This is a genomic window from Bacillus sp. FH, from assembly GCF_052216825.1.
In the GTDB taxonomy this organism is placed as follows: Bacteria; Bacillota; Bacilli; order Bacillales; family Bacillaceae_G; genus Bacillus_A; species Bacillus_A paranthracis.
Map to the genome: position 1 here is coordinate 35,697 of NZ_JBQOUU010000005.1, position 24,677 is coordinate 60,373.

Annotated in this window: 23 protein-coding genes, 1 pseudogene and 1 riboswitch; of the genes and pseudogenes, 5 read left to right on the plus strand and 19 right to left on the minus strand. The window is 34.6% G+C overall.

Features of this window, described 5'->3' with window-relative positions; translation table 11 throughout:
- Window positions 1-33: 33 nt before the first annotated feature.
- The 6 genes from ACTT1L_RS14310 to brnQ1 form a co-directional block, all read right to left on the minus strand.
- Window positions 34-1,755 carry a DUF2339 domain-containing protein gene (locus ACTT1L_RS14310; protein ID WP_076875257.1) on the minus strand — a complete coding sequence of 574 codons (1,722 nt, stop codon included), beginning with the start codon at window positions 1,753-1,755 and terminating at the stop codon, window positions 34-36.
- Between the two features lie 243 nt (window positions 1,756-1,998).
- The gene (locus ACTT1L_RS14315; protein ID WP_000482880.1) at window positions 1,999-2,661 is read right to left on the minus strand and encodes a methionine ABC transporter permease; all 663 of its coding nucleotides are present in this window, start codon (window positions 2,659-2,661) and stop codon (window positions 1,999-2,001) included.
- Entirely contained in the window at window positions 2,651-3,412 is a 762-nt protein-coding gene (locus ACTT1L_RS14320) for a methionine ABC transporter ATP-binding protein (protein WP_002170327.1), read from the minus strand. The genes ACTT1L_RS14315 and ACTT1L_RS14320 overlap by 11 nt, the downstream gene beginning before the upstream one ends.
- A 5-nt stretch (window positions 3,413-3,417) precedes the next feature.
- Complete coding sequence (locus ACTT1L_RS14325; protein ID WP_001018851.1) at window positions 3,418-4,578, minus strand: acyl-CoA dehydrogenase family protein; 1,161 nt, start codon at window positions 4,576-4,578, stop codon at window positions 3,418-3,420.
- Between the two features lie 14 nt (window positions 4,579-4,592).
- Window positions 4,593-5,411, minus strand: a complete 819-nt coding sequence (locus ACTT1L_RS14330) for a MetQ/NlpA family ABC transporter substrate-binding protein (RefSeq protein ID WP_000825291.1) — start codon at window positions 5,409-5,411, stop codon at window positions 4,593-4,595.
- Between the two features lie 59 nt (window positions 5,412-5,470).
- Window positions 5,471-5,558, minus strand: a riboswitch (SAM riboswitch).
- A 275-nt stretch (window positions 5,559-5,833) separates the two neighbouring features.
- Complete coding sequence (gene brnQ1, locus ACTT1L_RS14335; RefSeq protein WP_000771680.1) at window positions 5,834-7,123, minus strand: branched-chain amino acid transport system II carrier protein BrnQ1; 1,290 nt, start codon at window positions 7,121-7,123, stop codon at window positions 5,834-5,836.
- Window positions 7,124-7,375: 252 nt separating this feature from the next.
- Here brnQ1 and ACTT1L_RS14340 point away from each other — a divergent pair, with 252 nt between their 5' ends.
- On the plus strand, window positions 7,376-8,761 hold the full coding sequence (locus tag ACTT1L_RS14340; RefSeq protein ID WP_000443153.1) for a peptide MFS transporter: 1,386 nt from the start codon (window positions 7,376-7,378) through the stop codon (window positions 8,759-8,761).
- A 29-nt stretch (window positions 8,762-8,790) separates the two neighbouring features.
- Here the strand turns inward: ACTT1L_RS14340 and ACTT1L_RS14345 are convergent, their stop codons facing one another.
- The 5 genes from ACTT1L_RS14345 to ACTT1L_RS14365 all read right to left on the minus strand — a co-directional run bounded on the left by ACTT1L_RS14345 (window position 8,791) and on the right by ACTT1L_RS14365 (window position 12,881).
- Window positions 8,791-9,912, minus strand: a complete 1,122-nt coding sequence (locus ACTT1L_RS14345) for a YHYH domain-containing protein (protein WP_000813415.1) — start codon at window positions 9,910-9,912, stop codon at window positions 8,791-8,793.
- A 139-nt stretch (window positions 9,913-10,051) separates the two neighbouring features.
- Window positions 10,052-10,684 carry a class A sortase gene (locus tag ACTT1L_RS14350; RefSeq protein WP_001041721.1) on the minus strand — a complete coding sequence of 211 codons (633 nt, stop codon included), beginning with the start codon at window positions 10,682-10,684 and terminating at the stop codon, window positions 10,052-10,054.
- A gap of 116 nt (window positions 10,685-10,800) precedes the next feature.
- The gene (locus tag ACTT1L_RS14355; protein ID WP_001081111.1) at window positions 10,801-11,274 is read right to left on the minus strand and encodes a hypothetical protein; all 474 of its coding nucleotides are present in this window, start codon (window positions 11,272-11,274) and stop codon (window positions 10,801-10,803) included.
- Window positions 11,267-11,485, minus strand: a complete 219-nt coding sequence (locus ACTT1L_RS14360; RefSeq protein ID WP_000154009.1) for a helix-turn-helix transcriptional regulator — start codon at window positions 11,483-11,485, stop codon at window positions 11,267-11,269. The genes ACTT1L_RS14355 and ACTT1L_RS14360 overlap by 8 nt, the downstream gene beginning before the upstream one ends.
- Before the next feature lie 112 nt (window positions 11,486-11,597).
- Window positions 11,598-12,881, minus strand: coding sequence for a 3D domain-containing protein (locus ACTT1L_RS14365; protein ID WP_071742043.1), 1,284 nt, complete (start codon window positions 12,879-12,881; stop codon window positions 11,598-11,600).
- Window positions 12,882-13,512: 631 nt separating this feature from the next.
- Between ACTT1L_RS14365 and ACTT1L_RS14370 the strand changes: the two are divergent.
- Together ACTT1L_RS14370 and ACTT1L_RS14375 are read left to right on the plus strand one after the other, a co-directional pair.
- A pseudogene (locus ACTT1L_RS14370) lies at window positions 13,513-14,046 on the plus strand (methyl-accepting chemotaxis protein); the annotation flags it as partial.
- 132 nt (window positions 14,047-14,178) lie between these two features.
- Window positions 14,179-14,991: an undecaprenyl-diphosphate phosphatase gene (locus tag ACTT1L_RS14375; protein ID WP_000434782.1), complete on the plus strand. Its 813-nt coding sequence runs from the start codon at window positions 14,179-14,181 to the stop codon at window positions 14,989-14,991.
- 58 nt (window positions 14,992-15,049) lie between these two features.
- Here the strand turns inward: ACTT1L_RS14375 and ACTT1L_RS14380 are convergent, their stop codons facing one another.
- The gene (locus ACTT1L_RS14380) at window positions 15,050-15,253 is read right to left on the minus strand and encodes a hypothetical protein (RefSeq protein ID WP_001268337.1); all 204 of its coding nucleotides are present in this window, start codon (window positions 15,251-15,253) and stop codon (window positions 15,050-15,052) included.
- A gap of 172 nt (window positions 15,254-15,425) precedes the next feature.
- On the opposite strand from ACTT1L_RS14380, the gene ACTT1L_RS14385 reads away from it, so the two are divergent.
- Entirely contained in the window at window positions 15,426-16,577 is a 1,152-nt protein-coding gene (locus tag ACTT1L_RS14385; RefSeq protein WP_061131323.1) for a VanZ family protein, read from the plus strand.
- A gap of 7 nt (window positions 16,578-16,584) precedes the next feature.
- Here ACTT1L_RS14385 and ACTT1L_RS14390 read toward each other — a convergent pair whose 3' ends face one another.
- The 6 genes from ACTT1L_RS14390 to bdhA form a co-directional block, all read right to left on the minus strand.
- A complete protein-coding gene (locus tag ACTT1L_RS14390) occupies window positions 16,585-17,898 on the minus strand; it encodes a D-arabinono-1,4-lactone oxidase (protein WP_074540897.1) in 1,314 nt (437 codons plus the stop codon).
- Window positions 17,886-19,058 (minus strand): amino acid deaminase/aldolase, encoded by a 1,173-nt coding sequence (locus ACTT1L_RS14395; RefSeq protein WP_000373739.1) that lies wholly within the window; start codon window positions 19,056-19,058, stop codon window positions 17,886-17,888. The genes ACTT1L_RS14390 and ACTT1L_RS14395 overlap by 13 nt, the downstream gene beginning before the upstream one ends.
- 110 nt (window positions 19,059-19,168) lie before the next feature.
- Window positions 19,169-20,185, minus strand: coding sequence for a sphingomyelinase C (gene sph / locus ACTT1L_RS14400; RefSeq protein WP_327923612.1), 1,017 nt, complete (start codon window positions 20,183-20,185; stop codon window positions 19,169-19,171).
- A 58-nt stretch (window positions 20,186-20,243) separates the two neighbouring features.
- The gene (gene cerA / locus ACTT1L_RS14405; protein ID WP_000731013.1) at window positions 20,244-21,095 is read right to left on the minus strand and encodes a phospholipase CerA; all 852 of its coding nucleotides are present in this window, start codon (window positions 21,093-21,095) and stop codon (window positions 20,244-20,246) included.
- A gap of 253 nt (window positions 21,096-21,348) precedes the next feature.
- A complete protein-coding gene (locus ACTT1L_RS14410) occupies window positions 21,349-21,693 on the minus strand; it encodes a potassium channel family protein (protein ID WP_000948234.1) in 345 nt (114 codons plus the stop codon).
- 118 nt (window positions 21,694-21,811) lie between these two features.
- Window positions 21,812-22,864: a (R,R)-butanediol dehydrogenase gene (gene bdhA / locus ACTT1L_RS14415; protein ID WP_000645822.1), complete on the minus strand. Its 1,053-nt coding sequence runs from the start codon at window positions 22,862-22,864 to the stop codon at window positions 21,812-21,814.
- Between the two features lie 225 nt (window positions 22,865-23,089).
- Here bdhA and ACTT1L_RS14420 point away from each other — a divergent pair, with 225 nt between their 5' ends.
- On the plus strand, window positions 23,090-24,262 hold the full coding sequence (locus tag ACTT1L_RS14420; RefSeq protein ID WP_442821974.1) for an MFS transporter: 1,173 nt from the start codon (window positions 23,090-23,092) through the stop codon (window positions 24,260-24,262).
- A 36-nt stretch (window positions 24,263-24,298) separates the two neighbouring features.
- On the opposite strand, the gene ACTT1L_RS14425 is transcribed toward ACTT1L_RS14420, so the two are convergent.
- The gene (locus ACTT1L_RS14425) at window positions 24,299-24,640 is read right to left on the minus strand and encodes a hypothetical protein (RefSeq protein WP_061131319.1); all 342 of its coding nucleotides are present in this window, start codon (window positions 24,638-24,640) and stop codon (window positions 24,299-24,301) included.
- Window positions 24,641-24,677: the final 37 nt, after the last annotated feature.

Below are 24,677 nucleotides of genomic sequence, written 5' to 3' on the forward strand. Positions count from 1 at the left end.
AAAAAGGCAATCCGGATATGGATTGCCTTCTTCTCATTTCTCTTCTTTTGAGAAAAACATTCTTGAAATAACGATGCCTATACTTCCTACGATTAAGAATAACACTGCCCTAATCATCATTGAAACTTCTGGTAAGTCTAGAAGAAATAGCTTTCCTATCGTTACGACTAACACGACTAAGCCGGCATATAATATTTCATTCATATTTTTATTCCTGCCAAGCCAAACTGCAAATAATGCATACACCATCCATAATAACGATACAGATACACTTATTATGCTTCCATCTGTGGACAAAACTTCACCGATTCTAGTAATTGTAATAAATACAATCACCATAAACCAATAGAGTGCTATAGAATACATATACTTGCCAAAGCTCGCTAATACTTCTTTCGCTTGTCTCATGCAATAATAGAACGTTCCTATTAAAATAAGATGAGCAACAAAGCCTGCCGAAATAAATTGATCAAACGGGCTAAAAATCGTCTGTATCATTCCAATTGCGTAAACCGTCGCACTAACATACAATTTTATCTGTTGTTTTCCTTTAATAGAAGTAAACATACCGAGGAAGCCTTGTAATAATAGTACAATCGCTGCATTCACTAAACTATACTCATATAAAATCGCTAAACTAAAGGCCCCCATTGCGAAACCAAATAAAAGATTTGTAAATGTAGAATGTCTATTCTTCCTATATTCAAACACGAACATAATAGCGTGCACGAGTGCACTTATCATTAATCCCCATGTTGTAAATTCATGTATTTTTGAAATGGCTAATATAAAGAAGACTGCATTCGCACTAAATATCGCCAAGCGTGGCTCTACTATAAAACTTCTCTCCGTAAACATATGCCAAAATAATAGTAAGTGAATTAAACCATAAACTACTGTTAACTGGACTTGCAAATCCTCTACTAACATTGACATAACAGCAAAGAAGACAAAAAGAACAATAGCAGCAACAACATAAGAAATCATATATAAATACTGATAACGATTTTTCAACGCATACCATAATAAGCTGAGCGTTAGTATCGTCTCATATCCAAAGAAAATATACGGATTAGGAGTTGTACTATTTAATAAGAACGGCACGAAGAAAGCTCCTACCGCTACAAAGATAGTAAGATATTCCGATTGATACCTCTTCGCTATATAAATACCTAAAATGACCCATGCGATATTACATAGAAACGCGACACTCGCTGGAATAAATCCATATAAATAATGTGCCGCAAATGTCGTTAAAACTATACCCGTAATACTTCCTCCTGCTAATACTAACCCTAACGCTTGCCGCTCGCGTTTAATTTGAATATCCCCTATATAATAAAAACCGATTGATAGGACAATACCAAACACAATTCGTATTGCTGGTGTTAATAATCCCGCATCTACCCCTGCTTTAAATAACCAAATTACTCCAAGCAACATAATACCGACAAATATGCGCGGTAACCAGGTTTGGCAAAACTTAATAATATTAAATGGTTCTCGTTTAAAAGCAGATATATCCACTTGTTTTACCTCACGTTCTTGCACAGGTTCTTTTATTGTAACTACTTCTTCTTTTTGTTTTTCTTCCGTCACCGTTTCAATATATTCTTTCTTTTCCTTACTAACATGTTGCTTAGCATTTTCTGCTTCTATTTCTCTTTGTTTGGCTTTCAATTCAAAAAGTGCTTCTTGAATCGTTTCAATTGCCGTTTCGAGTGCTTCTATTTTCTTATTCAAATCCTCCTTCATACGCTCCCCCCTTATCCGTTCAAAACCTATATATTACCAATTACCTTTATCATACTCTTAGTCTATTCATTTTCAATACTATTTTTCCAAAAAAGAAAGGTGTTTTCCGAAATTGGAAAACACCTTTCTTTTTATTTATAATGATACTAACAATTACACTAAGGCAGAAACCTACAAGTGCTGAAGTAATGCTTGCTAAAACAAATTATTACTTTTCATGTATACAAAAGCCTGTTTATCCGCTTATCTTTTATCAATTTTTGCTGCAATCCGATTTCCAATGAATTGGACAGATTGGACAAGAATAACAAGCATAAGTACTGTAACCACCATAACGTCGGTTTGGAAACGATAATATCCAAATCGAATTGCTAAATCACCAATACCGCCTCCTCCAACAACACCTGCCATTGCAGAATAAGAAATAAAACTTACTGTTAAAACGGTTAAGCTTAATACAAGACCCGAACGTGCTTCAACGAGTAATACTTTCCGTACAATTTGAAGCGGCGTTGCTCCCATTGCTTCCGCAGCTTCAATTACTCCTTTTGGCACTTCACGTAATGCCTGTTCTACAAGTCTTGCAAAATACGGAATTGCTGCTACTGACAAAGGAATTGTTGCAGCAATTGGACCAATTGTTGTTCCTAATATGGCTCGTGTAAGAGGTACAAGAGCCACTAATAATATAATAAATGGGAACGAGCGAATAATGTTTACAATCCCGTTTAAAACACGATGAACAATGTTCTGTTCCAGAATTTGTCCTTTACTTGTAAAATATAAAATAACACCTAAAGGAACACCTAAAATAATTGCTGCTCCAACAGAAAGTCCAACCATTAACAATGTTTGCAAAAGTGATGTCCCAATCTCTGGAAGCAATGGGATGATGTTATTGAACATGTGCAATGCTCCCTTCTTGCTCTATGCCTAATAAAAGTTTCGCAATTTCTGAGGTTGGTTTTAATTGTTGATCATACAAATCAAATGATTCAACAACTTCTCCATCTTCCATAATTGCGACTTTATTACAAATTTGTTTAATGACATTCATTTCATGCGTTACGATTACAATTGTAACGCCTAATTCTCTATTTATTTTTTGTAAGAATTGCAAAATAGAAAGTGTTGTTTTCGGATCAAGCGCCGATGTTGGTTCGTCACAAAGTAATACTTTAGGGTTATTTGCTAATGCACGAGCAATTGCTACCCGTTGTTTTTGTCCGCCACTTAATTGTGAAGGAAAATGATGTACTTTATCACTTAAACCAACAATCTCTAAACATTCTCTTACACGATTTTCTCTTTCTTCTTTCGAAACTGATTTTAGCTCTAATGGTAAAGCGACATTATCTAATACATTTTTATTATGAAGAAGATGAAAATGCTGAAATATCATACCAATCGATTGTCTTGCCGTTCGCAAATCTTTCTTAGATAACTTTGTTAAATCATTTCCGTTCACAATGATTGCACCTGAATCTGGATTTTCCAATAAATTCATTGTACGTAACAATGTAGACTTTCCGGCACCACTTAATCCGGCAATCCCGTATATATCATATTCTTCAATTTGCAAAGAGACTGATTTCACCCCGTGAAATAAGCCTTCTTTCGTTTGAAAGGTCTTATTTACATCACGTAATGTTATCATTTCACTCACTCCTTTTCACTTGATTTAAAAGCATCTTCTGCTAGTAACGAAAGCGTTACATCATCCATTGGAGGGTTGTGCAAACCAGCTCGAACATTCAAATAATAGCGGTGTAATGGATTGGTTTCAGATAAGCTTTTAGCCCCTACAATTCGCATCGATTTATCAACAACTGATATCGCTGTATTTGTCGCAATATATTTTGCTGCTGCTAGCTCCGCCTGTAATGATTGTTTATCTTCTACATCATCATATTTTTTTGCGATTTGATATACAAACGTACGAGCTTGTAAGAGTTCTAGCTCTAACTCTCCTACTAACCTTCTAACATTAGGAAGCAAACTAATCGGGTGAGTTAAACTATTCGGTTGATATGATTTTGCAAAATCAATTGCATAATTTCTTGCGGCCTGTGCGATTCCTAAATAGCATGCTGGTATATGAAGTAACCATCCAATTCCTTTTGGTTTCGTCTTTGAATCTTTTATATCGGTTAAATACTTATTAGCAATCTCTACATTTTTTAATACAAGATCATGACTAGCGGTTCCACGCATCGCAACGCTATCCCATGTCTCTTCAATAAAAACGCCTTTTTCATGTCTTGGGATTACAAATTCTCCAATTTCTTCGCGCCCTTCTATGCTGGCTGATATGATGAAATAATCAAGTACAGGAGCCATCGTTGTAAAAGTTTTTCTCCCGTTTATTAGCCACTTATCACCCTTTTGAACAGCTAATGTTTCTGGTTTTCCACCACGCGTAGGACTCCCTGTATTTCGCTCTGTTGCAGCTCGGTTAAAAAGAGCACCCTTTTTTACTTCTTCACAAAGCCAGGAAAACATGTCAGGTTTCCACGACCGATTTTCAGCAAGTTCCTTAATAATTCCAAGATGCCACCCAATTGATAAAGCTGTCGCACCATCTCCTTCGGCAATCTTTTCTTGAAATAAAACAAAATCATATAAAGAAATAGATTCTCCTCCAACATCTTTTGGGAGTGTTAGTTTTGTATAGCCAATATCCTGTAAATCTTTCATATTTTCAAAAGGAAAAGAACCAAGCTCACTTAGTTGATGCTCTCTTCCTGCAAACTGTGGAATTAACTCCTTTAGCTTTTCTAATACAAGCAGTTGTTTTTCTGTTTCTACATACGTGATTGCCATATTGAAGCCTCCTTTTACTTTAAATAATCAGGTAAAACAAAACCGTTAAACTGTTCTTCAGATTCAATCATTTTTTTAAATTCTGGTGAATGATATGCCTCAATTAAATCTTTAACAAACGCTTTCTCTTTATCTTCATCACGAACAGTAACGATGATTCGGTGTTGTGATGGTGTTTTTTCTAATTCAAGCGCCTCTTTTAATTTATGTCCTGATGAAATAACAAGATTTCCGTTAATAATACCGTAATCTAGATCCTTCATAGCTCGCGGGATTTGTGGCGATTCAAGTGGAACCAGTTTGAAATTTTTCTTTTTATACGTCACGTCTTTTTCAGAAACCGTTAAAATATTTACATTGTCCTTTAACTTCACCCAACCAATTCCTTCTAAAATTCGTAATGCACGCTCTAAGTTAACAGGATCATTGGGTACTCCTATTTTCATACCATCTTCCAAATCATCTAATGATTTATGTTTTTCAGAATATACACCTTGGGGTGCTGAAGGGACTTGTATTACCCCTTTAATTTTCGCATTATTTTCTTTTGCGTAAGATTCCATAAAGGCAGTGCTTTGAAATATGTTTGCATCAATATCTTTACTTGTTAACGCTGGATTTGTTTCGTTTGGCGAATTAAACTCAACAATTTTAACTTTATATCCCTTCTTCTCTAAGTACGGCTGTATTGCTTTTTTCACCTGATCACTATACGGACCAGGTGTAAACCCTAAACTAATTTCTTTTTGATCCCCCGTTGTTGTTTGTGTGCAACCTGTAATAACAAACAAACTGCATACAATACTTACAAGTGCTAAAAATAAACGTTTCATCTCTTTTCCCTCCTAAATAAAAAAACAACCTTACATATAAGAAGGTTGTCGTTTTCTCCCTCTTATCTACTCGGAATTAGCACCTTGTTATTTTGTCAGGTTGCTGAAGCTTCATTGGGCCGTTCCCTCCACTTCTCTCGATAAGATTATATTGAATTGTTCCCCCTATTGTGCCACTATTCCGATTTAATTACAAGGTTTTTTTACGTTTTTTTCCACAAAATATAAAAGAACGCATCCAATAAAGCATATTAACCCTACAGGAAAAAGCTTTCTTTATCATTCCAACCTAGTAAATTGTTATACGCACATACACTTTTACCTGTTATTTTGCTTTAATAGTAATAACATCGAGCTATTCACTTTCAATACTATTTTTCAAAAAAGAAAGGTGTTTTCCAAAATAGGAAAACACCTTTCTTTTATTTCTTCTTATTTAATACAACACCAATACAAGCACCTATAATAGCTGGAACAATCCACCCAACACCTTCCATATAAAACGGAATGTATTTCAATACTGATGTCCACTGATTCATCATCACATTTTTATTGAAAATATCAACTGCACTAAACACCGCTACAATTCCAACAGTTACTGTATATACGTATGCATACTTCTCAATATACTTATGGAATAGCCCTAAAATAATAAGCGTTAATGCAACTGGATAAATAAATCCAAGAATCGGTACTGATACTTTTAAAATTTGTGTTAATCCTAAATTAGCTAAAATCATACTAACCAAACTTAATATAAATGCCCAAACTTTATAAGCTACTTTCGGAAATGCACTTGCGAAAAATTGACTACAAGATGTAACAAGTCCGATTGACACACATAAACACGCGATCGTAAAAATAAGACCTAATAAAACGACCCCGCCTTGCCCAAATAATGTAGTCATCACTTGCGCTAACACTTGCGCGCCATTATCAAATGTCCCCAATGAACCACTCATTGAACCGACATATCCAAGTATGACATAAATAATAGATAATAATAGTCCTGCACCAATTCCAGCAATACTCATATATTTCGCTAAACCTTTATCATCTTCAATACCTTTTGCACGAAGAGCATTTGCAATCACAATCCCAAAAATTAAAGCTGCTAATGCATCCATCGTTAAATATCCATCTAAAAACCCTTGGAACATAGGCGCTTGTCCATAATTTCCAGCAGCCTCTTTCACACTACCTACTGATGTAAACATGCTTTTTATAAAGATAAGAGCAATCATACCTAATAATAACGGTGTTAAAACTTTTCCGAACAACCCCATTAATTTAGACGGTGATAAACTTAACCAGTACACAATACTAAAGAAAATAACTGTGTAACATAATAAGACTACGCTACCCGCTTCCGGAAATAGCTGACCCGGTCCCATTTCAAAAGCTAGACTTCCTGCACGCGGAATACCAAGGCCTGGTCCAATAAATACATACACGATACATGGAAAAATAATGGCGAATGAAGAATGAACTCTACCCGCTAGCGTTTGAAAACTTCCTGCTTTTGCAATCGCAATAACTCCCAATATCGGAAGACCTGTTGCTGATATAATAAACCCTACTAATGAAATCCACACATGTTCTCCTGCTTCATACCCAAGAAAAGGTGGAAATATAAGATTCCCCGCTCCAAAGAACATCGAGAATAACATAAGACTAATAAGTAAAATTTCTTTTTTCTGTAACAATTTCATTTCTTTCTCCTTCTTTAATTTCATCTTTTATGAAATCAATTTCACATATAAAAAAGTGCAATAAACCGCTTCTTTACAAAGAAAACATAGTCCATAGTCTAACATAAAAGAAACACTCATTCTATAGCTATATCCCTTTTCCAATTTCTTCTGAAAAATCAACCTTTATTGACTTATAATAGTTAATAAAGTAAAATATTAAATGTACAAAATTATTAACTTTGTTTTTGTTTGTGTCAGGAGGAAAATAACATGGAATCAGCGATACAACTAGAAAGAGAACAACAAAGAAAAAAGAAACATCCTCCAGGTTTATACTTACTCTTCTTTACAGAAATGTGGGAAAGATTTAGTTACTATGGATTACGAGGATTATTAACATTATATTTAACGACAGCTTTAGTAAGCGGTGGTCTTGGGTTTAGTCCTGGATGGGCACTCTCTATTTACGGATTTTACACTGGAGCCTGTTATTTCACACCGATGATTGGTGGATACTTAACGGACCGTTTTCTAGGTAGACGAAAAGCGATCACAATTGGTGGTATAACAATGGCAATCGGTAACCTTACACTATTTGCCTTACAAAACCAAGTCGGCCTATACCTCGGATTAGCGCTTATTATTATCGGTAATGGATTCTTCAAACCGAACATCTCTACACTGGTTGGGGAATTATACGAAGAGAACGATCCAAAACGTGATAGTGCATTTACCATTTTCTATATGGGTATTAATGTCGGATCATTTTTAGCTCCACTCGTTTGCGGATTTTTATCAGAAAATTTATTCAAAACAACGGTTGATGGCGTTGTACATTACGGATTCCGTTACGGATTCTTAGCCGCTTCAATCGGAATGATCATTGGACAAATTTTATTTACAACACTATCCAATCGCTTCCTTGGTGATATCGGTAAAAAACCAACTCGCGATTTACAAACAACAGATGGACAACCATCAGTAGGAGATACACCTTTAACAAAAAAAGAAAAACAACGTACTGCAGTTATCGTCATTTTAACATGCTTCGTTGTCTTCTTCTGGGCTGGCTTTGAACAAGCTGGTAGTTCATTAACATTATATACAAACAAATTTGTAGACCGCTCTGTGTTCGGATGGGAAGTTCCAACATCTTGGTTCCAATCGGTCAATCCATTATTTATTATTTTACTTGCTCCAGTTATTTCGGCATTATGGGCAAAACTTGCAACTCGCAAGCGCGGGGATTTAAAAATCCCAACTAAAATGGGACTTGGTATGATCTTGCTCGGTATCGGTTATATCATTCTCGTTATTGCTACATTAAAAACAGGTAGTGATGAACATAACATTACAGAAAAAGCAAACTTACTATTTATCGTCTTTACGTATCTTTTCCATACGTTAGGTGAGCTATTCTTATCACCTGTTGGACTATCAATGGTTAGTGCGCTTGCCCCAGTAAAACTTGCTTCTTTATTAATGGGAGTATGGTTAGCAAGCTCAGGAATCGCTAACATTTTAGGTGGACAACTTGCAAGCTTCACAACTTCACTTGGATATGCTGAAGTATTTACAGTAATTGGCGCTGTAGCAATTGTATTAGGCTGCGTTTTATTACTAATTTCTAAGAAGTTAGTGAAATGGATGGATTAAAAAAGATGAGGGGAAATCCCTCATCTTTTTTATGCATTCTTACCTTTTTCTATCGCTTGTTCGTACAGATTTTTATGTTCTTTATATTCACTTGGCACAAAATTCTTATAGAAGAATGCAAGCCAACTGTCTCCTTTTTTATATCCTTCTTCTCTAATTTCTGCTGCTTTTTTATTTGATTTAAATCCTTCAATAAACCATTTCTTTAACGATTCATTTTTTTCATATTTAGCAGGAACTTTCAAATCATAGTTTTCAAATGCATACTTATAGCCAGCCTTTTCTACTGCTTTTTTTGTAGATTTATAACCCTTTTCATAAGCTGTTTCATACGCCTTCACGTACACATCTTTCTCTCTATTTCCGGGGTTCTTTCCGGCTAATTCCTTACCTGCCTTTTCCCCTAGTTCAGCTTGCTCTTTTTCAATTTTTTCTGTTCTTTCTTTATTCCCTACTTGGAAACCTTCTGCAAAATTCGGCTTAAACTCTGGAGCAATTTGACTATCTTCCATCGTCTCTTGTGCTAAACCTTGCTCTTTTCCTTTTTCAAAATTCGTTTTCTTCTGCTCTTCTAAAGACCAAGATGCAGCATAAGCAATTTTGAATGCTTCTTTATATGTATCTGATTTTCCAGCTAAATGTGATTCTGCATCATTTTTCCCTGCTTTAAAATCAATCTCTCCATTTTTTTGTCCCTCAAGCTGTCCTTTTTCCATATCAGCTTGACGTTGTGCTTCCTCTCGCTTACGTGCTTCTTCCGCTTTTCTTTGTTCTTCAGCTACACGTTGTCTCTCTGCCTCTGCTTTTCTTTGTTCCTCCGCTACACGTTGTCTCTCTTCTTCAGCTTTACGCTGCGCCTCTGCAGCACGTTGTTTTTCAGCCTCAGCATTGCGCTGTGCTTCTGCTTGTCTTTCAGCTTCTACAGCACCATTATTATTTTGACTAGGAGCTGGACTTGTTGCACCACTACTAGAAGCTGGCTTATTGTGATAATGATATTCCCCGTACTGCAATCCCCATTTTTCACAATTTGTACGACACGTATGTCCCCCATTAGCATCTGTACGTCCTGGATGCGCATAGGCTGAAATTGGAGCTACCAATAACGCTACACTTGTTGTTAAAAGAAGTTTCTTCACCTGTTGTTTCACTCTTGTTCCTCCCAAAATCCTGAATTCTAACTTTATTATATATAAATAGAAAAATACTTAAATACCAACTAAAATATTCTATTATTTCTCAACATTAGTAAAAAAGAAGGTCAACTCTTTAGAGAGTTGACCTTCTTTTTTATTTCTTCGCCTTCGTTCCTACTAAATCACCAGCAACAACATAACGTTTAGAATTATCTTTTACAGATACACATGTAATAAGTGTTATCTCATCTTTCCCATGATCTTCAACAACCTCCCATTTATCAGGAGTTACTTCAGATACACCAGTAACCGCATATTCATATTCGTTTTCATTATCATACAAATAAATTTTATCGCCTTTTTTTAGAGACGCTATATCACTAAATAAAACACCTTTTTTAGACATGTTATGTCCTGCTAATGCATAATTCCCTTTTCCCATTACTTGATTTTCTTTTACTGTTGCTGCACCTGATAATAGGTTTTTCTCAGTAGAAGACTTTAAAACAGGAAGTTCTAATGAAACACTCGGAATCGAAATACGACCAATTACTTGTTTCTTATCTAAAGATGCGTTCGCTACTTCTGCCAAGTCTGGTTGATTAATTTTCGAAGCATCTACAAATTCTGTCTCATGTTTTTCATAATCCATTTTTTGAACAGCCTGTACATTTTCAGTCTGTTTCTTTTCAGCTTGATATCCATCATAAAATGGTTTGCCGATTAATACACCACCTACAACAAATAGGAGGATTGCTACTATACTATAAATTCTTTGCTTATTCATATACAATTCCTTTCCGTTACAAAATCTTACTCTATTTAAAATGATAAGATAATATTGCTATATGTACAAGTGTAAGCTGAAAAGAAACCTTCTTGCTGATGCAAGAAGGTTTCTTTTTAAGCGATTTTATTTCGATATAAAGATACGTGGAAAATTGTCATTTGAATAAAGAAAATACTAAATGCAATATATATTGGATATGCAGGAACATATAGATTAGCAATTGGAGAAAGCGTTAAAAAACCAACCGCACAAGGCAACACGTACCATAGTGACATAAATGTAGTACGACAAGCCTTTTCTGTAATCGCCTTTTCCCGCTCGTCTTCTTGAGGAAATAACAGTGGAAACATCCAATATGATAGCTCTTTATATTTTTTCTTTTGAATTTTATAAAGAACAGTCGATACAATACCAAATATTAAAAGCAATCCTATTGGCATTAAACTCACCGAAACTTCAAATGGTACCCTCTTCGTTTGAATAAAATTAGCAACTTCGATAGTAAAATAATACAACTCAATAAATGCCCAACCTGCTAATACCATTAAAAGTACATTCAACATATAGGAAAATACAAGTCTATTCATCCTCTTCCCCCTCCTTATTTAAAACAAACACATCTTCCATCTTGAGCTCGAACACATCGCAAATCGTAAGCGCTAATAACAATGACGGAACATAATCCCCTTTTTCAATTGCCGCGATTGTTTGTCTCGTCACTCCAACCTTTTCTGCTAATACACTTTGCGAAAAATTAAACCGAGCTCTTAATTCCTTCACTCTATTTAAAATGGTCAAATTTACCACCTCTCACCATCATTGTATGCTACCCTTAACAAAATGTAAACTCAACTTAACATTGTTTTTACAAAAAAATCCAACTCTACGTATTGTAAAGTTGGATTACGTGTTAGTTTAAAATTGTAACTTTAACGATTTTTCTTCCCCATTGACTAGAAGACCCTTTATCAGGCATTAACACATCAATTCTGTTACCTTTAATCGCTCCACCAGTATCTGCTGCAATTGCGACTCCATAACCTTCAACATTTACAGTTTTACCTAATGGAATAACATTTGGATCTACAGCAATTAATTTCATTCCTGGGTTTGCAGTTAGATTATAACCTTTACCACCTGGTCCCCATGCAGAGAATACTTGTTGACCTGGTGCATAACCATTTTCCCCTGGATCAGCTGTATAAGCTGTAGCTTCTACATAAATTTCTTTCCCACCAGCAGTTGGCTTAGGAGATGGTTTAGGTTGTGGAGGTTCTACCTTCGAATTATTATTAGCAACTGGTTCAGCTGGTTTACTAGCTTTTTCCTGCTTTTGCTTTTCAGCAATTTCCGCTTGCGCTTTTGCTAAAGCTTCTTGTTCAGCCTTTGCAGCTGCCTCCGCTTTTGCACGCTCTTCTGCTGCAATTCTTGCTGCTTCTTGCTCACGAGCAATCGTTTCTTGTACTGCCTTCATGTTTGATTCGATTTTAGCCTTTTCTTCTGCAGCTAAATTAAGTTGGCTTGCAACCTGATTATATTTAGCTTGAACTGTTTGTAAGTTAGCTTGACGCTTTTTCAAGTTATCTTGCAAATCAGCTTGTGCTTTTGCTAATTTTTGTTTGTCTACTACTAAAGATGCTTCTTTTTCGTCAATTGTTTTCTTGTCTGCTTCAATTTGACGAAGATCTTGTTCCTGTAGACGTAAAATTTCTTTATCAGCTTCTAAAATAGTAGAAACTGCGTTCATACGTTGTAAGAAATCTGCAAAGTTTTTTGACTCTACTACAACTTCTACTACTAAACTTGTATTTGAACTGTTTTGAACAGAAACCATACGTTTTCTCATAATATCTTTACGAGCAAGGACTTTATCCTCTAAAACGACAATTTCTTCCTTTTTTTGCTCAATCTGCTTATGTGTTTCATCAATTTTACGTTGAATAGCAGCTTGATCCTCTTTATTTTTTGCAATTGTATTATTTAAATTATGTAGTTCGTTTTCGATACCTTGAATTTCTTTACTAACAGCTTGCTTCTCTTGCTCTTTCTTTTGCATTTCTGCATCGTTTTGCTGCAATTGCTGTTGCATGTTGTTAAGTTTCTCGTCGTTTGACTCTGCTTTAACAGCGACTGTACTAGAAAGACTTATAATTCCTGCTAATACTAGACTACTGATTCGCTTAAAATAGTTCATAATCCGACTCCCTTCTTATACAGTTATACATGATTTATTTTACAGTTTGTTTACAATACCATTAAATACAGTTTATTTTTCATGACGAAAAAAAGGGAATTATGCATAAAATGTAATAGATTCTTAAATATTTAACAATTCCTATATTTAAAAATTATAAAAGATGCTAAAATCCAAATATAGAGAAAATATAACTTCTAAAGGCGGTTGAAATAAATATATGTTTACTAAAAAGAAATCACTCCAACATAAAATTGATCAATTAGAAAGTCGTATACAAGAACTAGAAGCAGAATTAAAACAAAAGGATATCGAACAACAAGAGACTATTTCTTCTATCCACGATCGTGTACAAAGCGTTGTTCAAGAGCATCAACTTGTAAATAACCAGCACAATACACTTCAAAATTTAGTTCAACAATTAAGCTCATGTTTCGAAAATGTTTCAACACGCACGACACATTCCAATGAATTAAATAATGAAATGTTACAAAAAGAACAAAGCTTAATTCAATCTATTGAAGAAATCATTGACTGCTCTAATGAAGGAAAAGAATCTGTTCACCGTTTACTTATTGTAATTAACAAATTAGGCGAACAATCTCAACGTACGTCTAATAGTATGAATCATTTAAGTGAACGCTCAAAAGAAATCGAGCAAATTGTAGAAGTCATTCAAAACATTGCAGCACAAACAAATTTACTTGCTTTAAATGCAAGCATTGAAGCTGCACGTGCTGGTGAACACGGTAAAGGATTCGCTGTCGTTGCCAATGAAGTAAGAAAATTAGCTGAAAGTACAGCTGAAAGTACAAAAAACATTGGCAACTTAACGAAAAAAATTCAAGAAGAAATTGAAAAAGCATACGATAATACAAAAGATAATTTGCATTTAGTCGATGAAGGTGTAGAAATGAGTGCCGATACAAACGCTAGAATTGAAAATATTTTAATTATGATTCAAACGTTACAAAACGGTGCTACTAATGTTATTAAAGCTATTGAAAATCAAAAGTCTTGTAATGATGATATATTACGAGAATTCGCTACTACACAACAAATGTTCCAAAAGTTAAATACTACTATTATGAATCACATTCATGATGCTGAGAAAGTCGATGTTCAATTAACGAAAAGTCTTGAAGAAACAGCAGTTTCTCATTAATAATAAAAATCCCTTATACTGCTATAAGGGATTTTTATTATATTTCGAATATTTATTTCTTCTCAATATTCATCCGTATCTTTGTTATAATGGACAAGTTGTTTCTTTCGACTATTAAACAAGGAGGTTATTATGGAACAATTTTACTACATTTTAAAATATTTAATTCTTGGTCTGTTCCAAGGACTAACAGAACCGATTCCGATTTCTTCAAGTGGTCACCTCGTTTTAGCACAGCATTTGCTAGGACTAAAAATCGAAGGGTTTAGCTTTGAACTACTTGTTAATTCAGCTTCATTATTAGCTGTATTACTTATTTATAGAAATGATTTAATTCGTCTAACGAAGAATGGTCTATCTTATATATTTACAAGAGCAGAAGATGCAAAATCAGATTTCTTCTTTATTATTTACCTTGTTATTGCGACCATTCCAGCAGGTGTTATTGGTGTTTTATTTAAAGATTACATCGATCAATACTTAAAAGGTGTGAAAATGGTTGGGATTTCCCTTCTTATTACCGCTGTCGGTCTTTGGATTATTAGAAACTTGCGTGGACGTAAAAATGATGGCGACCTTTCTATGAAAGATGCAATCATTGTTGGCCTAGCACAAGCTTGCGCACTAATTCCTGGGATAAGCCGATCAGGTGCAACAATCGTAGCAGCGATGTTACTTGGTATGAAGCAGGAAACGGCTCTTCGTTTCTCATTCTTACTATATATCCCTGTTAGCTTAGGTGGTTTATTATTAAGTATTACAGACATTGCAAAAGATCCAAATCTAGATACACTATTCGTACCATATATCGTTGCATTTATCGCAACATTTATCATGACGTATATTTCATTAAAATGGTTTATGAACATTATGGCAAAAGGAAATTTAAAATATTTCTCTTTCTATTGCATTATCGTAGGTGTACTTACTCTTATTTTCTTATAAGGTGAAACTTACAAATCAAAAAGCGAGTCATTCTATTACACTAGAACGACTCGTTTTTTTATGCATATACTTTCTTTTCTTGACAATACAAACGAATAACATGTTTATTTTGTTGAAATACATCATGCGTTAGGCGGATAATAATAAAATTTCGTTTTATTTGATCATCATGAACAAAAATCTGTTCTCCCTCTTGAAAACGCCACGCACTTTCAAAAGTTGTAATATGATTCCCACTTACAGAAAAAAGCTCATATCGCATATCTTGTTCCCTCTTTCAACTTATAATAATCATAATATCCTTATATTAAATTTAGTATAACTTAATTCTATTAAAATTTATAATTTTTTCTATTTCAAAATATTTTAATTTTGTTTTAAGGTTCTTTTAACGTTATAATGGTAAACGAATTTTCATTGAAAGGAGCTTCATTTTGACTGCATATTTATTCCCTGTAAAAACAGCATTTATTTTATTTCCTTTTTTAGCAATGTTTCTATTAATCCCTTTTTTAATATTTAATTATCGAAAGTATGGTTATTTAAATAAATGGCGTTCATTTATTTTATACTCATTATTGCTTTACTTATTAAATGCCTATTTTCTTGTGATTTTGCCGTTGCCACAAACATATGATACTTGTAGCCTACAACCGGCTAATACGCAGCACATGCAACTATCACCATTTTATTTCATACAAGAAATTAGTAATCGTACTTCGGCAATTTTAACGAAACCAGCTACTTATTTCTACCTATTAAAAGAATCTGCTTTTTTACAAGTAGCATTTAACGTTCTATTAACCGTTCCATTCGGTATTTACTTACGGTATTATTTCCGACGTAGTTTCTTACAAACAATTTGTATTTCTTTTTGTCTTTCACTCTTTTTCGAGCTAACACAAGTGACTGGACTATACGGTATATACAATTGTGCGTACCGCTTATTTGATATAGATGATCTGTTTTTAAATACATTAGGCGGCGTAATCGGCTTTATCATTGCACCAATTTTTACGTACTTCCTTCCGAAAGCAAGCGAATTAGATAGTCATATTGATTTGGAAACGAAACCAGTCGGATTCGTTCGTCGCTTTATCGCGATGCAAATTGATTGGATTTTCTTATCCATCGTTGTACCTGTCATTAAAAACAAAGGAAATTCTTTCTTTGTTTCTAATATTCAATCTTACACGAACATATACGAACTCATTTTCATAACGTGTTCGATCTTTATTTACTTTATTATCATTCCATACTTTACGAATGGAAAGACAATCGGTAAAGCATTGCTTCGTATCTACGTGAAAGGACAATCAGATCGTATTACGTTGAAGGAACTATTCATCCGTTATGGTATATTCTATTTCGTTTTAGGTGGAATCAATTATATTCTTTCTAGTAGCTCTATCTTAAATCTTAAAGAGCCTTTAGTATTAGTAGTTATATTATTATTCCAACTCGTAATTAACGGTCTATTTATTATTCATGTTTTATTACATGTATTTAGTCGTGATAAGTTACTATTTTACGAGCGAATTAGTCAAACAAGAAATGCGATCGTACTAAAAAAAGCTGACAAGTAATACTTTGTCAGCTTTTTTTCATAATCGTAAATAACTTTTCTGTGTAAGGATTTGAAAACATTTCTGCTTCATCTAATAATTTCCTCACCTTTAGAAACGAATGTAATTCTGGATATATATTTTGTAATTTTTCGTACGTTAACGTATGCATTTTTCCCCAATGCGGGCGTCCTTCATACTTTAGAAAAATTTTCTCCACCTCACCAAAATAAGCAGCATACTTCATACCTTTATACATATGAACAGCTATATACGCAGAATCTCTTCCATACGCTGGACTGAGCCATATATCATCCCTTTTCACATAACGGCATTCAATTGGGAAGTGCACTTTATACTTTTTCTTTTCAATAAGGTTTGAAATTTCTTCTACAACGGCCTGCATATACTTTGAAGGAACACTATACTCCATTTCATAAAATGGAACCGCACGCGATGTAGCAAATACTTCATAACTCGGACCAATTATTTTTGTATTCGGTACAGCTTTAGCTGATAATCGACTTACTCCTTTACTTATAGAAGGAAACCATTTACATCCTTTAGATAACAAAGAGAACATCTTATTTTCAAGTAACTCTACCTTTAGTTTATGCCATTTCAAATCACTTTTTTTACCCGTTGTTTCGTTTGTAATTTTCACTTGCACTTCATCTGAATAAGGAAAAACAAAAAATTCAAAATGGCGATTCTTCTTATATTCTTCTAGCTTGTTCATTACAGTAGATAATGACTGTTTTTCACTTTTATAAACGAGTGAATAGGCTGGAATAACCTTTAGTTTTATTTTTACAATGATACCTAACATTCCAAGCGACAACTGAAAAGCTCTCCAATATTGTACATTCTCCGTTTCCGAACAAACTATACTCTCACCTGTAGATAAAACTGCGGTAATCTCTATAACTTGTGTTGATAAACTTCCAAAGGTAATACCCGTTCCATGCGTCCCCGTACTAATTGCTCCTGCGATAGATTGCGAATCAATATCCCCTAAATTTTCTTGCGCATAACCTTTTTCCTCAAGTAACTTCCCTAGCTCATGTAACTTTGTTCCTGCCCATACTTCGGCAACCATTTCTTCCGTATCAATATTCACAATTCCCTTCAATTCATCTAAAGAAACTAAAATTTCTTCCGTTTTCACAAGAGGTGTAAACGAGTGTCCTGAACCGACAACGCGAATTTTCTTCCCTTCTTTTCGTGCAAGCTCTACAACTTCTACTACATCTTGTATACTTTCTGGATACATCGTATAATGCGGTGTTCCTTCTACATTCCCTGTCCAATTTCTCCATTTTTGTCCCTTTATAGAAAGCATTGGCCATCCCCCCGATATGTTGAATACTTCCCAATAATCTCTCCTTCTTTCACACGATATAAAAACGGAAACCGCTCGCATAACTCTCCAGCTTTACTATGGCGAAACAAGATACAATCTCCTATTTCTACTCGTTCCTCACCGTTATAGAAAATCGGTGTTTGCACTTCACCAGCACCTTCTAAAGCTAATAGTTTGGCACCATCTGGCCTCCAAATCTCAGGTTCTTTATCTTTCCCGATTGCTCCTGAGGCCATATATCCACCACCTAAACAAGTGTAAATTGTTGGTGCTGGTTTACGCACAACTGGTAAAGCAAATCCGACAGCTGGATGAAATTGCACCTCTTTATAATAATCAAACAGCTTCGGGGCATAAAAAGCCGAACCTATTGTAATCTCTGAAACTGAATGATCTTGCTCAGTTGTTTTTATGCTTCCTGTGCCTCCCCCATTTACGAATCTTAGTTCAATACCCAGATTTTGTATTTCTTTTACGATATGTCCTCTTCTTTCTTTAACTTCTAACACAGATTTCTTCTTTAAATATGAAATCACTTTACTTTTCGCTCGTTGATTCGGTATGTGATCTCCTACCCCAGCAATTTGGGCTTCATATCCCATTACACCATCTAGTATTAAAAATGATGATTCTTTCAACCTTTTTACTATTTTCAAAGCACCTTGCACATCTTTTACCGGTGATCTTTTGACCCCAAAATGGAACTTAAAAAAAAGACTACTCATATCAATATCTAAGCAAACACGAAAACATCCTTTAGACTTCTCAGCAATTTTTTCTAAATAAACAATATGATCTTCACAATCCACCATACAAGTTATAATGAGCCCTTGCTTTGTTAGCAAACTTATTTCATGTAACGCTCTTTCATCATAAGCAGGATATCCGAGCAATAAATCATTGAATCCTTGTTCAATTAAAAATAAAGCTTCCCTAGGTGAAAAACACATAATACCTTGAAATCGTTCATTTGCAGCTAAAATCTTTTGCATAACCGGAACAGAACGTAACGATTTACTCGCTATACGAATCTTCTTATTGCCACTTAATTCTATAATCAATTGAATATTTCTATCTAAAGCTACTTCATCCAAAAATGCACACGGTAATGGAACTTCTTTAAAAATTCCTCGATCCACATTTTTTCTCTCCTCTTCTCTATATGTCTTATACATATTGGAAAGAAAGTTGGAATCTCCTCTACAAAATAAAAAAGTTTCTTCCTATTTAAGAAGAAACTTTTTTAGGACTACTTCATAGAAATAGTTGCTGCTACTGGATAATGATCAGAATAATCATCATACGTATATTTTTTGAGCCATGATGTAACAGTCCACTGTGGAGATTTCGGTTGTAACACTTTATTCTCTACAAATGACGGGTTCGCATGGTCTTTACTTGCAATAATATAATCTAAATACTCGGCAGGGCTATCAGGGAAATTATATTTTGCAATACTGTTTGTCGTCGCATCCCAAGTTGCTGTATGTCCCGTATAAGATGGAATAGAAGCGTGCAATGTTTTGAACATTGATGCGTATTCTGAGTCACTATTGTTCTCAGCATTTATTTTATTCACATTCATATCACCACCAAATAGGACGTACTCGTCATTTGGTATATTTTTATTTTTAATAAAATCTTGAATTTCTTTTAACTGGTTTGTACGTACAGATGCAGGTGAAGTTTTTCCGCACATACTATCTTCTGCCTGCAAATGCGTCCCAATTACATGAACGAAACGATCATTTTTCTTAATCTTCGTGTATACAAATCCTTTATTCGATAAATTATCCGGCCCACATCCATTTGCAAATACATATTGAACCTTTTCAACGATCGGCCATTTGCTCACGATTGCAACGCCTCCATCTTCAGGCGTTGAAGATGAATAACTACCTAACGTTTTATCCCATTCATTTCCGTTACTACGACCTAATACAGCTGTTTGATTTGGGTATTCTTTCTTCAAATTTCCTAAAAGGCGATCTGAAGCACTATTATCAAACACTTCATTTAATATAACAACGTCTTGATTTTTAATATAATCTGCCGCCCCAATTAAATCAGCACGCTGACTTTGTCCCCAATTCGGATATAAGTTAGTTGATAGCATGTACACGTTATGCGTCATCACTTTCAAAATGTTGTTTTGATCTGTAGACGTATCTGCTTGAGCTGAAGATCCTCCGTATAAAACTCCTAAACCAATCCCAAAGCTAAGTACACCTTTTAGCAATTTACCTTTCACGTTCCATACCTCCATGTATATAGTAATAAAAAGGTCAAATACTCTATTGTGAGATTTGACCTTTTTTAAATACTTAACGATCTCCGTACGTATCAAACCAAAGCTGAATGTATCCAGCAGTAACACGTTGTGCATCCATTAATCGCTTACCTGTCATTGGTGTAACTTCAGCGCGCCATTTATCTGCATATTCTTGTGATACAGCTGCTTTTACGAACCAATCTTTCGTATTATCATTTACAATTCCAGAGTAATCTTGTTTCGCCACTACTGCCGCTCCATGGATCCAATCTTCTGGATTTGTACCTTTCCAATTCCAATATCCATTTCCATCCGTTACTTTATAATTATCTTTTATCGTATCTACAAAGTTTTCATATTTAGAATGGAATCCTTGTGGATACGAAAGATTTGTAAAGTTTGCCGCATGCATCGGTTGATTTACATCTCCTAAATAATGAAGAGATAATCCTAAATAGAAGAATGCTTGTTTCATATCTTTATTTTTGTATGATTCACCCGCTAATTTAAAATATTTAGCTCCGGTTTCTTTTGCCTGCTTTGCAAATGGAATATATGTTTTTCCATTGTCTGGATCATAGAAATGTGAAGCAAATGTGCTATTATCATAATAAGGATTTTCATAGTCAGCAGCATAAATACCGTTCTCTAACTCTGTACGCCATTCATTTAATTGTGCAACTCGATCTTGTTTTACAAGTGTTGTATTGCGAGACATAATATCAATCGCACGGTTTACAATCCATAAATGAGAATTTACGCCTTCTTTATGTTTATCTTCAGCAGACCAGCGGTGAACTATTTTTATTTTACTTCCCCCATCATTTTCATGAGCAAATGCAACGCTTTGTAAAGGAGCTACTACTGTAATAGCTGCTGCTAAAGCAAGTACTTTCTTTTTCATCTGAAATCCTCCATTTTATAATCGAATTATTGTAAACTTTTTGTTAGGATCCTATGATGTCGTCCGGTTAACCTATGACTAGAATATCCCACCTTTCACGAAATTTCTATCACTAAATTAAAATATGCAGATTTTCATATCATTATAACTTTATACACAGTGAATATAATGAATGAATACACTTTCATTCTAATAAACTATTATTAAGGCTTATCTAAACTAATGTAAAAAAAGAGTAAAGCATCCACATGCTTTACTCTTTTTTTCTATTCGATAATATACTCGGCAGTTGTACATTAACTGCCAACTTATGAATAAATCCAAATACTAATCCAATCCCAATAAATATGTATAAGATTGTAAATATCTTTCCAAAATCAGTTTGCGGGCTAAAATTAGCATCACCGACAGTCGTCAACGTGACCACACTAAAATATAAAGCGTCAAGAGGACGTAATCCTTCAACTGTACTATAAAAAATCGTACCGGATGTTAATGTTAAAAATGTTAATACGAATAATACTTGAAATTCTTTATCTTTCCACGCTCGTAAACAAGCTTTTAGCATCCGTTTCAATGTCAACATAAATGAAAGCATTAGACTTCCCCTTCCAAACAAAATACCTGTAGTTACAGGAAAGTCTATCACCTTTCTGTATAGAAAAAAAGTAGCCCTCTTCTATTTCTAGAAAAGAGCTACTTTTTACTATTCTATATTATTTAGGTGAAACAAGAATTTTCACTTGTGTTTTATCTTTTACAAGTGCTTCAAATCCTTCTTCAACAACTTGATCTACTGTGATTTTTTTCGTAATTAATTTCTCTGCCTGAATTTGGCCAGAGCTAATTAATTTAATAACAGCTGGGAAGATATGACGGTATCCTAAAATACCAACCACTTCTTTTTCTTTTAGTACAAGATTATTTGGAGTAATTGTTGCGTCTTTTTCCCATACACTAACAATTACAGTTTGTCCTTCAAAGCTTGTGCTTTCAATTGCTTGACGAAGTACTACTTCAACACCAGTTACTTCAAAGCTTACATTTACACCTAAACCATTTGTTAAGTTGCGAATTTCAGCTAATACATCTTGAGTCGCTGGATTCAATACGTAATCCGCACCTGCTAATTTTGCTAACTCTTGACGTTCTTTAGAAAGTTCAACTGCAATAACAGGAGTTGCTCCTGCTGCTTTAGCTGCTTGTATAACAAGAAGTCCAATTGGACCACAACCAAAGACTGCTACAGCTTCCCCTTCTTTTAATTTACTTTGACGTACTGCATGAACTGCTACAGCTGCTGGTTCTACAAGTGCACCTTGTTCATACGTCATTTCATCTGGAATATGGTGAACCATATCTTCTGGTACTACTGTATATTCAGAGAAACCGCCGCCTTCTCCGCCAAGACCGTGGAAAACAAGTTGTTCACAAACATTGTAATGTCCATGTTTACAAGCTTCACATTTACCACAAGAATAAATTGGTTCTACAACGACGCGGTCTCCCACTTTATGAGATGTAACGCCTTCACCGATTTCAACTACCTCACCGCTAAACTCATGACCTAAAATAACCGGTGCTTTTACATGTGTTAATGGATGCTCTTCTGTGGGAATAAAAATAGGTCCTGCTAAATATTCATGCAAGTCTGTCCCGCAGATACCACACCATTTCACTTTAATCTTAACTGCTCCTGGTTTTACAGTTGGTTCTGGTACTTCTTCTACTCTTACATCACGTTGATTATGCCAAAGTAATGCTTTCATTTTATACATCCCTCTCTATGTATATACTTAACCTGGTGAAGTTTACAAATCTATTATAATACTTCTATCCATATATTTCAAAAAAACAATCTCATTTCCACTAATTTTTAACAAATAACGTTCAATATTTTGTCACTTTGTACTTTTTTCCACATCTGTTAATTCAATTTCATTGCGGTTGAAATTAGCATTATGCCATAATAGCATAGGAGAGGTGAATATCGCTTGAAATATTTTATTTACTTTATTGTTATCGTAGCGTTTCTAGATACATTTTCACAATTACCTATTATGAGTACGTTCGCTCAAAGTCTTGGAGGATCCCCTCTTATTATTGGGCTAGTTGTCGGCATGTACTCATTCGCTAATATGATCGGTAATATTATTGCTGGCGCTGCTGTCGATAAATTTGGTGCAAAAAAAATACTTTATATAAGCATGGGACTTACGAGTTTCATAGTCTTGTTATACACTGTTGTTCAAAGTGGTGAACAACTATTAGTTGTGCGCTTTATGCATGGCTTTAGTGATGGATTTTTAATTCCTGCTGCCTTTACGTTTTTATCAAAACAAACAAATGCAGCAAGGCAAGGTAAGGCAATGGCTCTATCTGGGGCTGCTGTTGGAACAGCGGCAATTGTAGGACCTTCTTTTAGCGGAATTATGAAAGCAACTGCCGGTATAGAGTGGGTGTTCATTACCATTTCTATTTTAATGGTTCTTGGTACAATCGTATCTCTCTTCTTCTTACCAAATAACGTATCAAGAAAAGATACTTCAAGAACACAAATGATGAACAAAGAAGATATGTTTGAATTATTGAAATCAGAGCCGTTATTACAGGCATATATTGGTGCTTTCACACTCATGTTTTCACAAGGAATTGTCACTTATATGTTACCAGTAAAAGTTGAGGCATTAGCACTTAAAGCATCTACAACAGGCATGATGTTAAGTGGATTCGGCATTACCGCTATCCTCTTCTTCTTACTGCCAACAAATCGTATTTACGATCGATTTAATCGTTCAAAACTAATGCTAATCGGTATTATAGTAATGGCATTAGCATTATCTTTACTTGGATTATTCGCAACAAAAGGTATGCTCTTTATCGTTATGATGATTTATGGCGTTGGATTCGCTATCCTTTTCCCATCAATAAATGCATTACTTGTTGAAAATACGACAGATGATAAACGCGGAAAAGCGTTCGGATTGTTTTATGCTTTCTTCTCATTAGGAGTTGTTGCTGGATCCTTTACAGTTGGAGCAATCGGGGCATCCCCTAGCGTCAGCTTCGTTATTGGAACTGCATTCTTATTAACATTTGCCGGAATGATTTATGTAAGAAGCAAAGTAAAAGGCAGAGACAAAGTAAAAAAGACAATGATAGGATAATTCCATCATTGTCTTTTTTTAATGATAAACTTCTATTCAACTTTTAACTTTCAATAAGCCGTATTTAATAAACAATATGGCATTATATTTTTCATAGAGATAATACAATGGATAACAAAATAAGAAGAAAATAAGTACAGTTGGTACATCGTCTATAATAGAAAAATACTTTACTAATAATTCCTTAATACTCTCTCCAATTATAATAAACAGTGGGATTATACAAATTGCTGCTAATATTAAGCACGGTGTGATCCTCATTTCTTTTAGCCTCACTTTACAATGTGGACACCTGAATGAAAAAGGATGCGGGAGATCCATAATATGTTGCGCAGTAATATTCCCTTCACACTGTGGACATTCAATTACTTCTTTCATTTTACTCACTCCTTTCTATTCATAAAAAAGAGCACTA

Coding starts and splice junctions, on each gene's coding strand:
- ACTT1L_RS14310 (WP_076875257.1), bottom strand. CDS start 1,755: ATGAAGGAGGATTTGAATAAGAAAATAGAAGCACTCGAAACGGCAATT.
- ACTT1L_RS14315 (WP_000482880.1), bottom strand. CDS start 2,661: ATGTTCAATAACATCATCCCATTGCTTCCAGAGATTGGGACATCACTT.
- ACTT1L_RS14320 (WP_002170327.1), bottom strand. CDS start 3,412: ATGATAACATTACGTGATGTAAATAAGACCTTTCAAACGAAAGAAGGC.
- ACTT1L_RS14325 (WP_001018851.1), bottom strand. CDS start 4,578: ATGGCAATCACGTATGTAGAAACAGAAAAACAACTGCTTGTATTAGAA.
- ACTT1L_RS14330 (WP_000825291.1), bottom strand. CDS start 5,411: ATGAAACGTTTATTTTTAGCACTTGTAAGTATTGTATGCAGTTTGTTT.
- brnQ1 (WP_000771680.1), bottom strand. CDS start 7,123: ATGAAATTGTTACAGAAAAAAGAAATTTTACTTATTAGTCTTATGTTA.
- ACTT1L_RS14340 (WP_000443153.1), top strand. CDS start 7,376: ATGGAATCAGCGATACAACTAGAAAGAGAACAACAAAGAAAAAAGAAA.
- ACTT1L_RS14350 (WP_001041721.1), bottom strand. CDS start 10,684: ATGAATAAGCAAAGAATTTATAGTATAGTAGCAATCCTCCTATTTGTT.
- ACTT1L_RS14355 (WP_001081111.1), bottom strand. CDS start 11,274: ATGAATAGACTTGTATTTTCCTATATGTTGAATGTACTTTTAATGGTA.
- ACTT1L_RS14365 (WP_071742043.1), bottom strand. CDS start 12,881: ATGAACTATTTTAAGCGAATCAGTAGTCTAGTATTAGCAGGAATTATA.
- ACTT1L_RS14375 (WP_000434782.1), top strand. CDS start 14,179: ATGGAACAATTTTACTACATTTTAAAATATTTAATTCTTGGTCTGTTC.
- ACTT1L_RS14380 (WP_001268337.1), bottom strand. CDS start 15,253: ATGCGATATGAGCTTTTTTCTGTAAGTGGGAATCATATTACAACTTTT.
- ACTT1L_RS14390 (WP_074540897.1), bottom strand. CDS start 17,898: ATGCTTTCTATAAAGGGACAAAAATGGAGAAATTGGACAGGGAATGTA.
- sph (WP_327923612.1), bottom strand. CDS start 20,185: ATGGAGGTATGGAACGTGAAAGGTAAATTGCTAAAAGGTGTACTTAGC.
- cerA (WP_000731013.1), bottom strand. CDS start 21,095: ATGAAAAAGAAAGTACTTGCTTTAGCAGCAGCTATTACAGTAGTAGCT.
- ACTT1L_RS14410 (WP_000948234.1), bottom strand. CDS start 21,693: ATGCTTTCATTTATGTTGACATTGAAACGGATGCTAAAAGCTTGTTTA.
- bdhA (WP_000645822.1), bottom strand. CDS start 22,864: ATGAAAGCATTACTTTGGCATAATCAACGTGATGTAAGAGTAGAAGAA.
- ACTT1L_RS14425 (WP_061131319.1), bottom strand. CDS start 24,640: ATGAAAGAAGTAATTGAATGTCCACAGTGTGAAGGGAATATTACTGCG.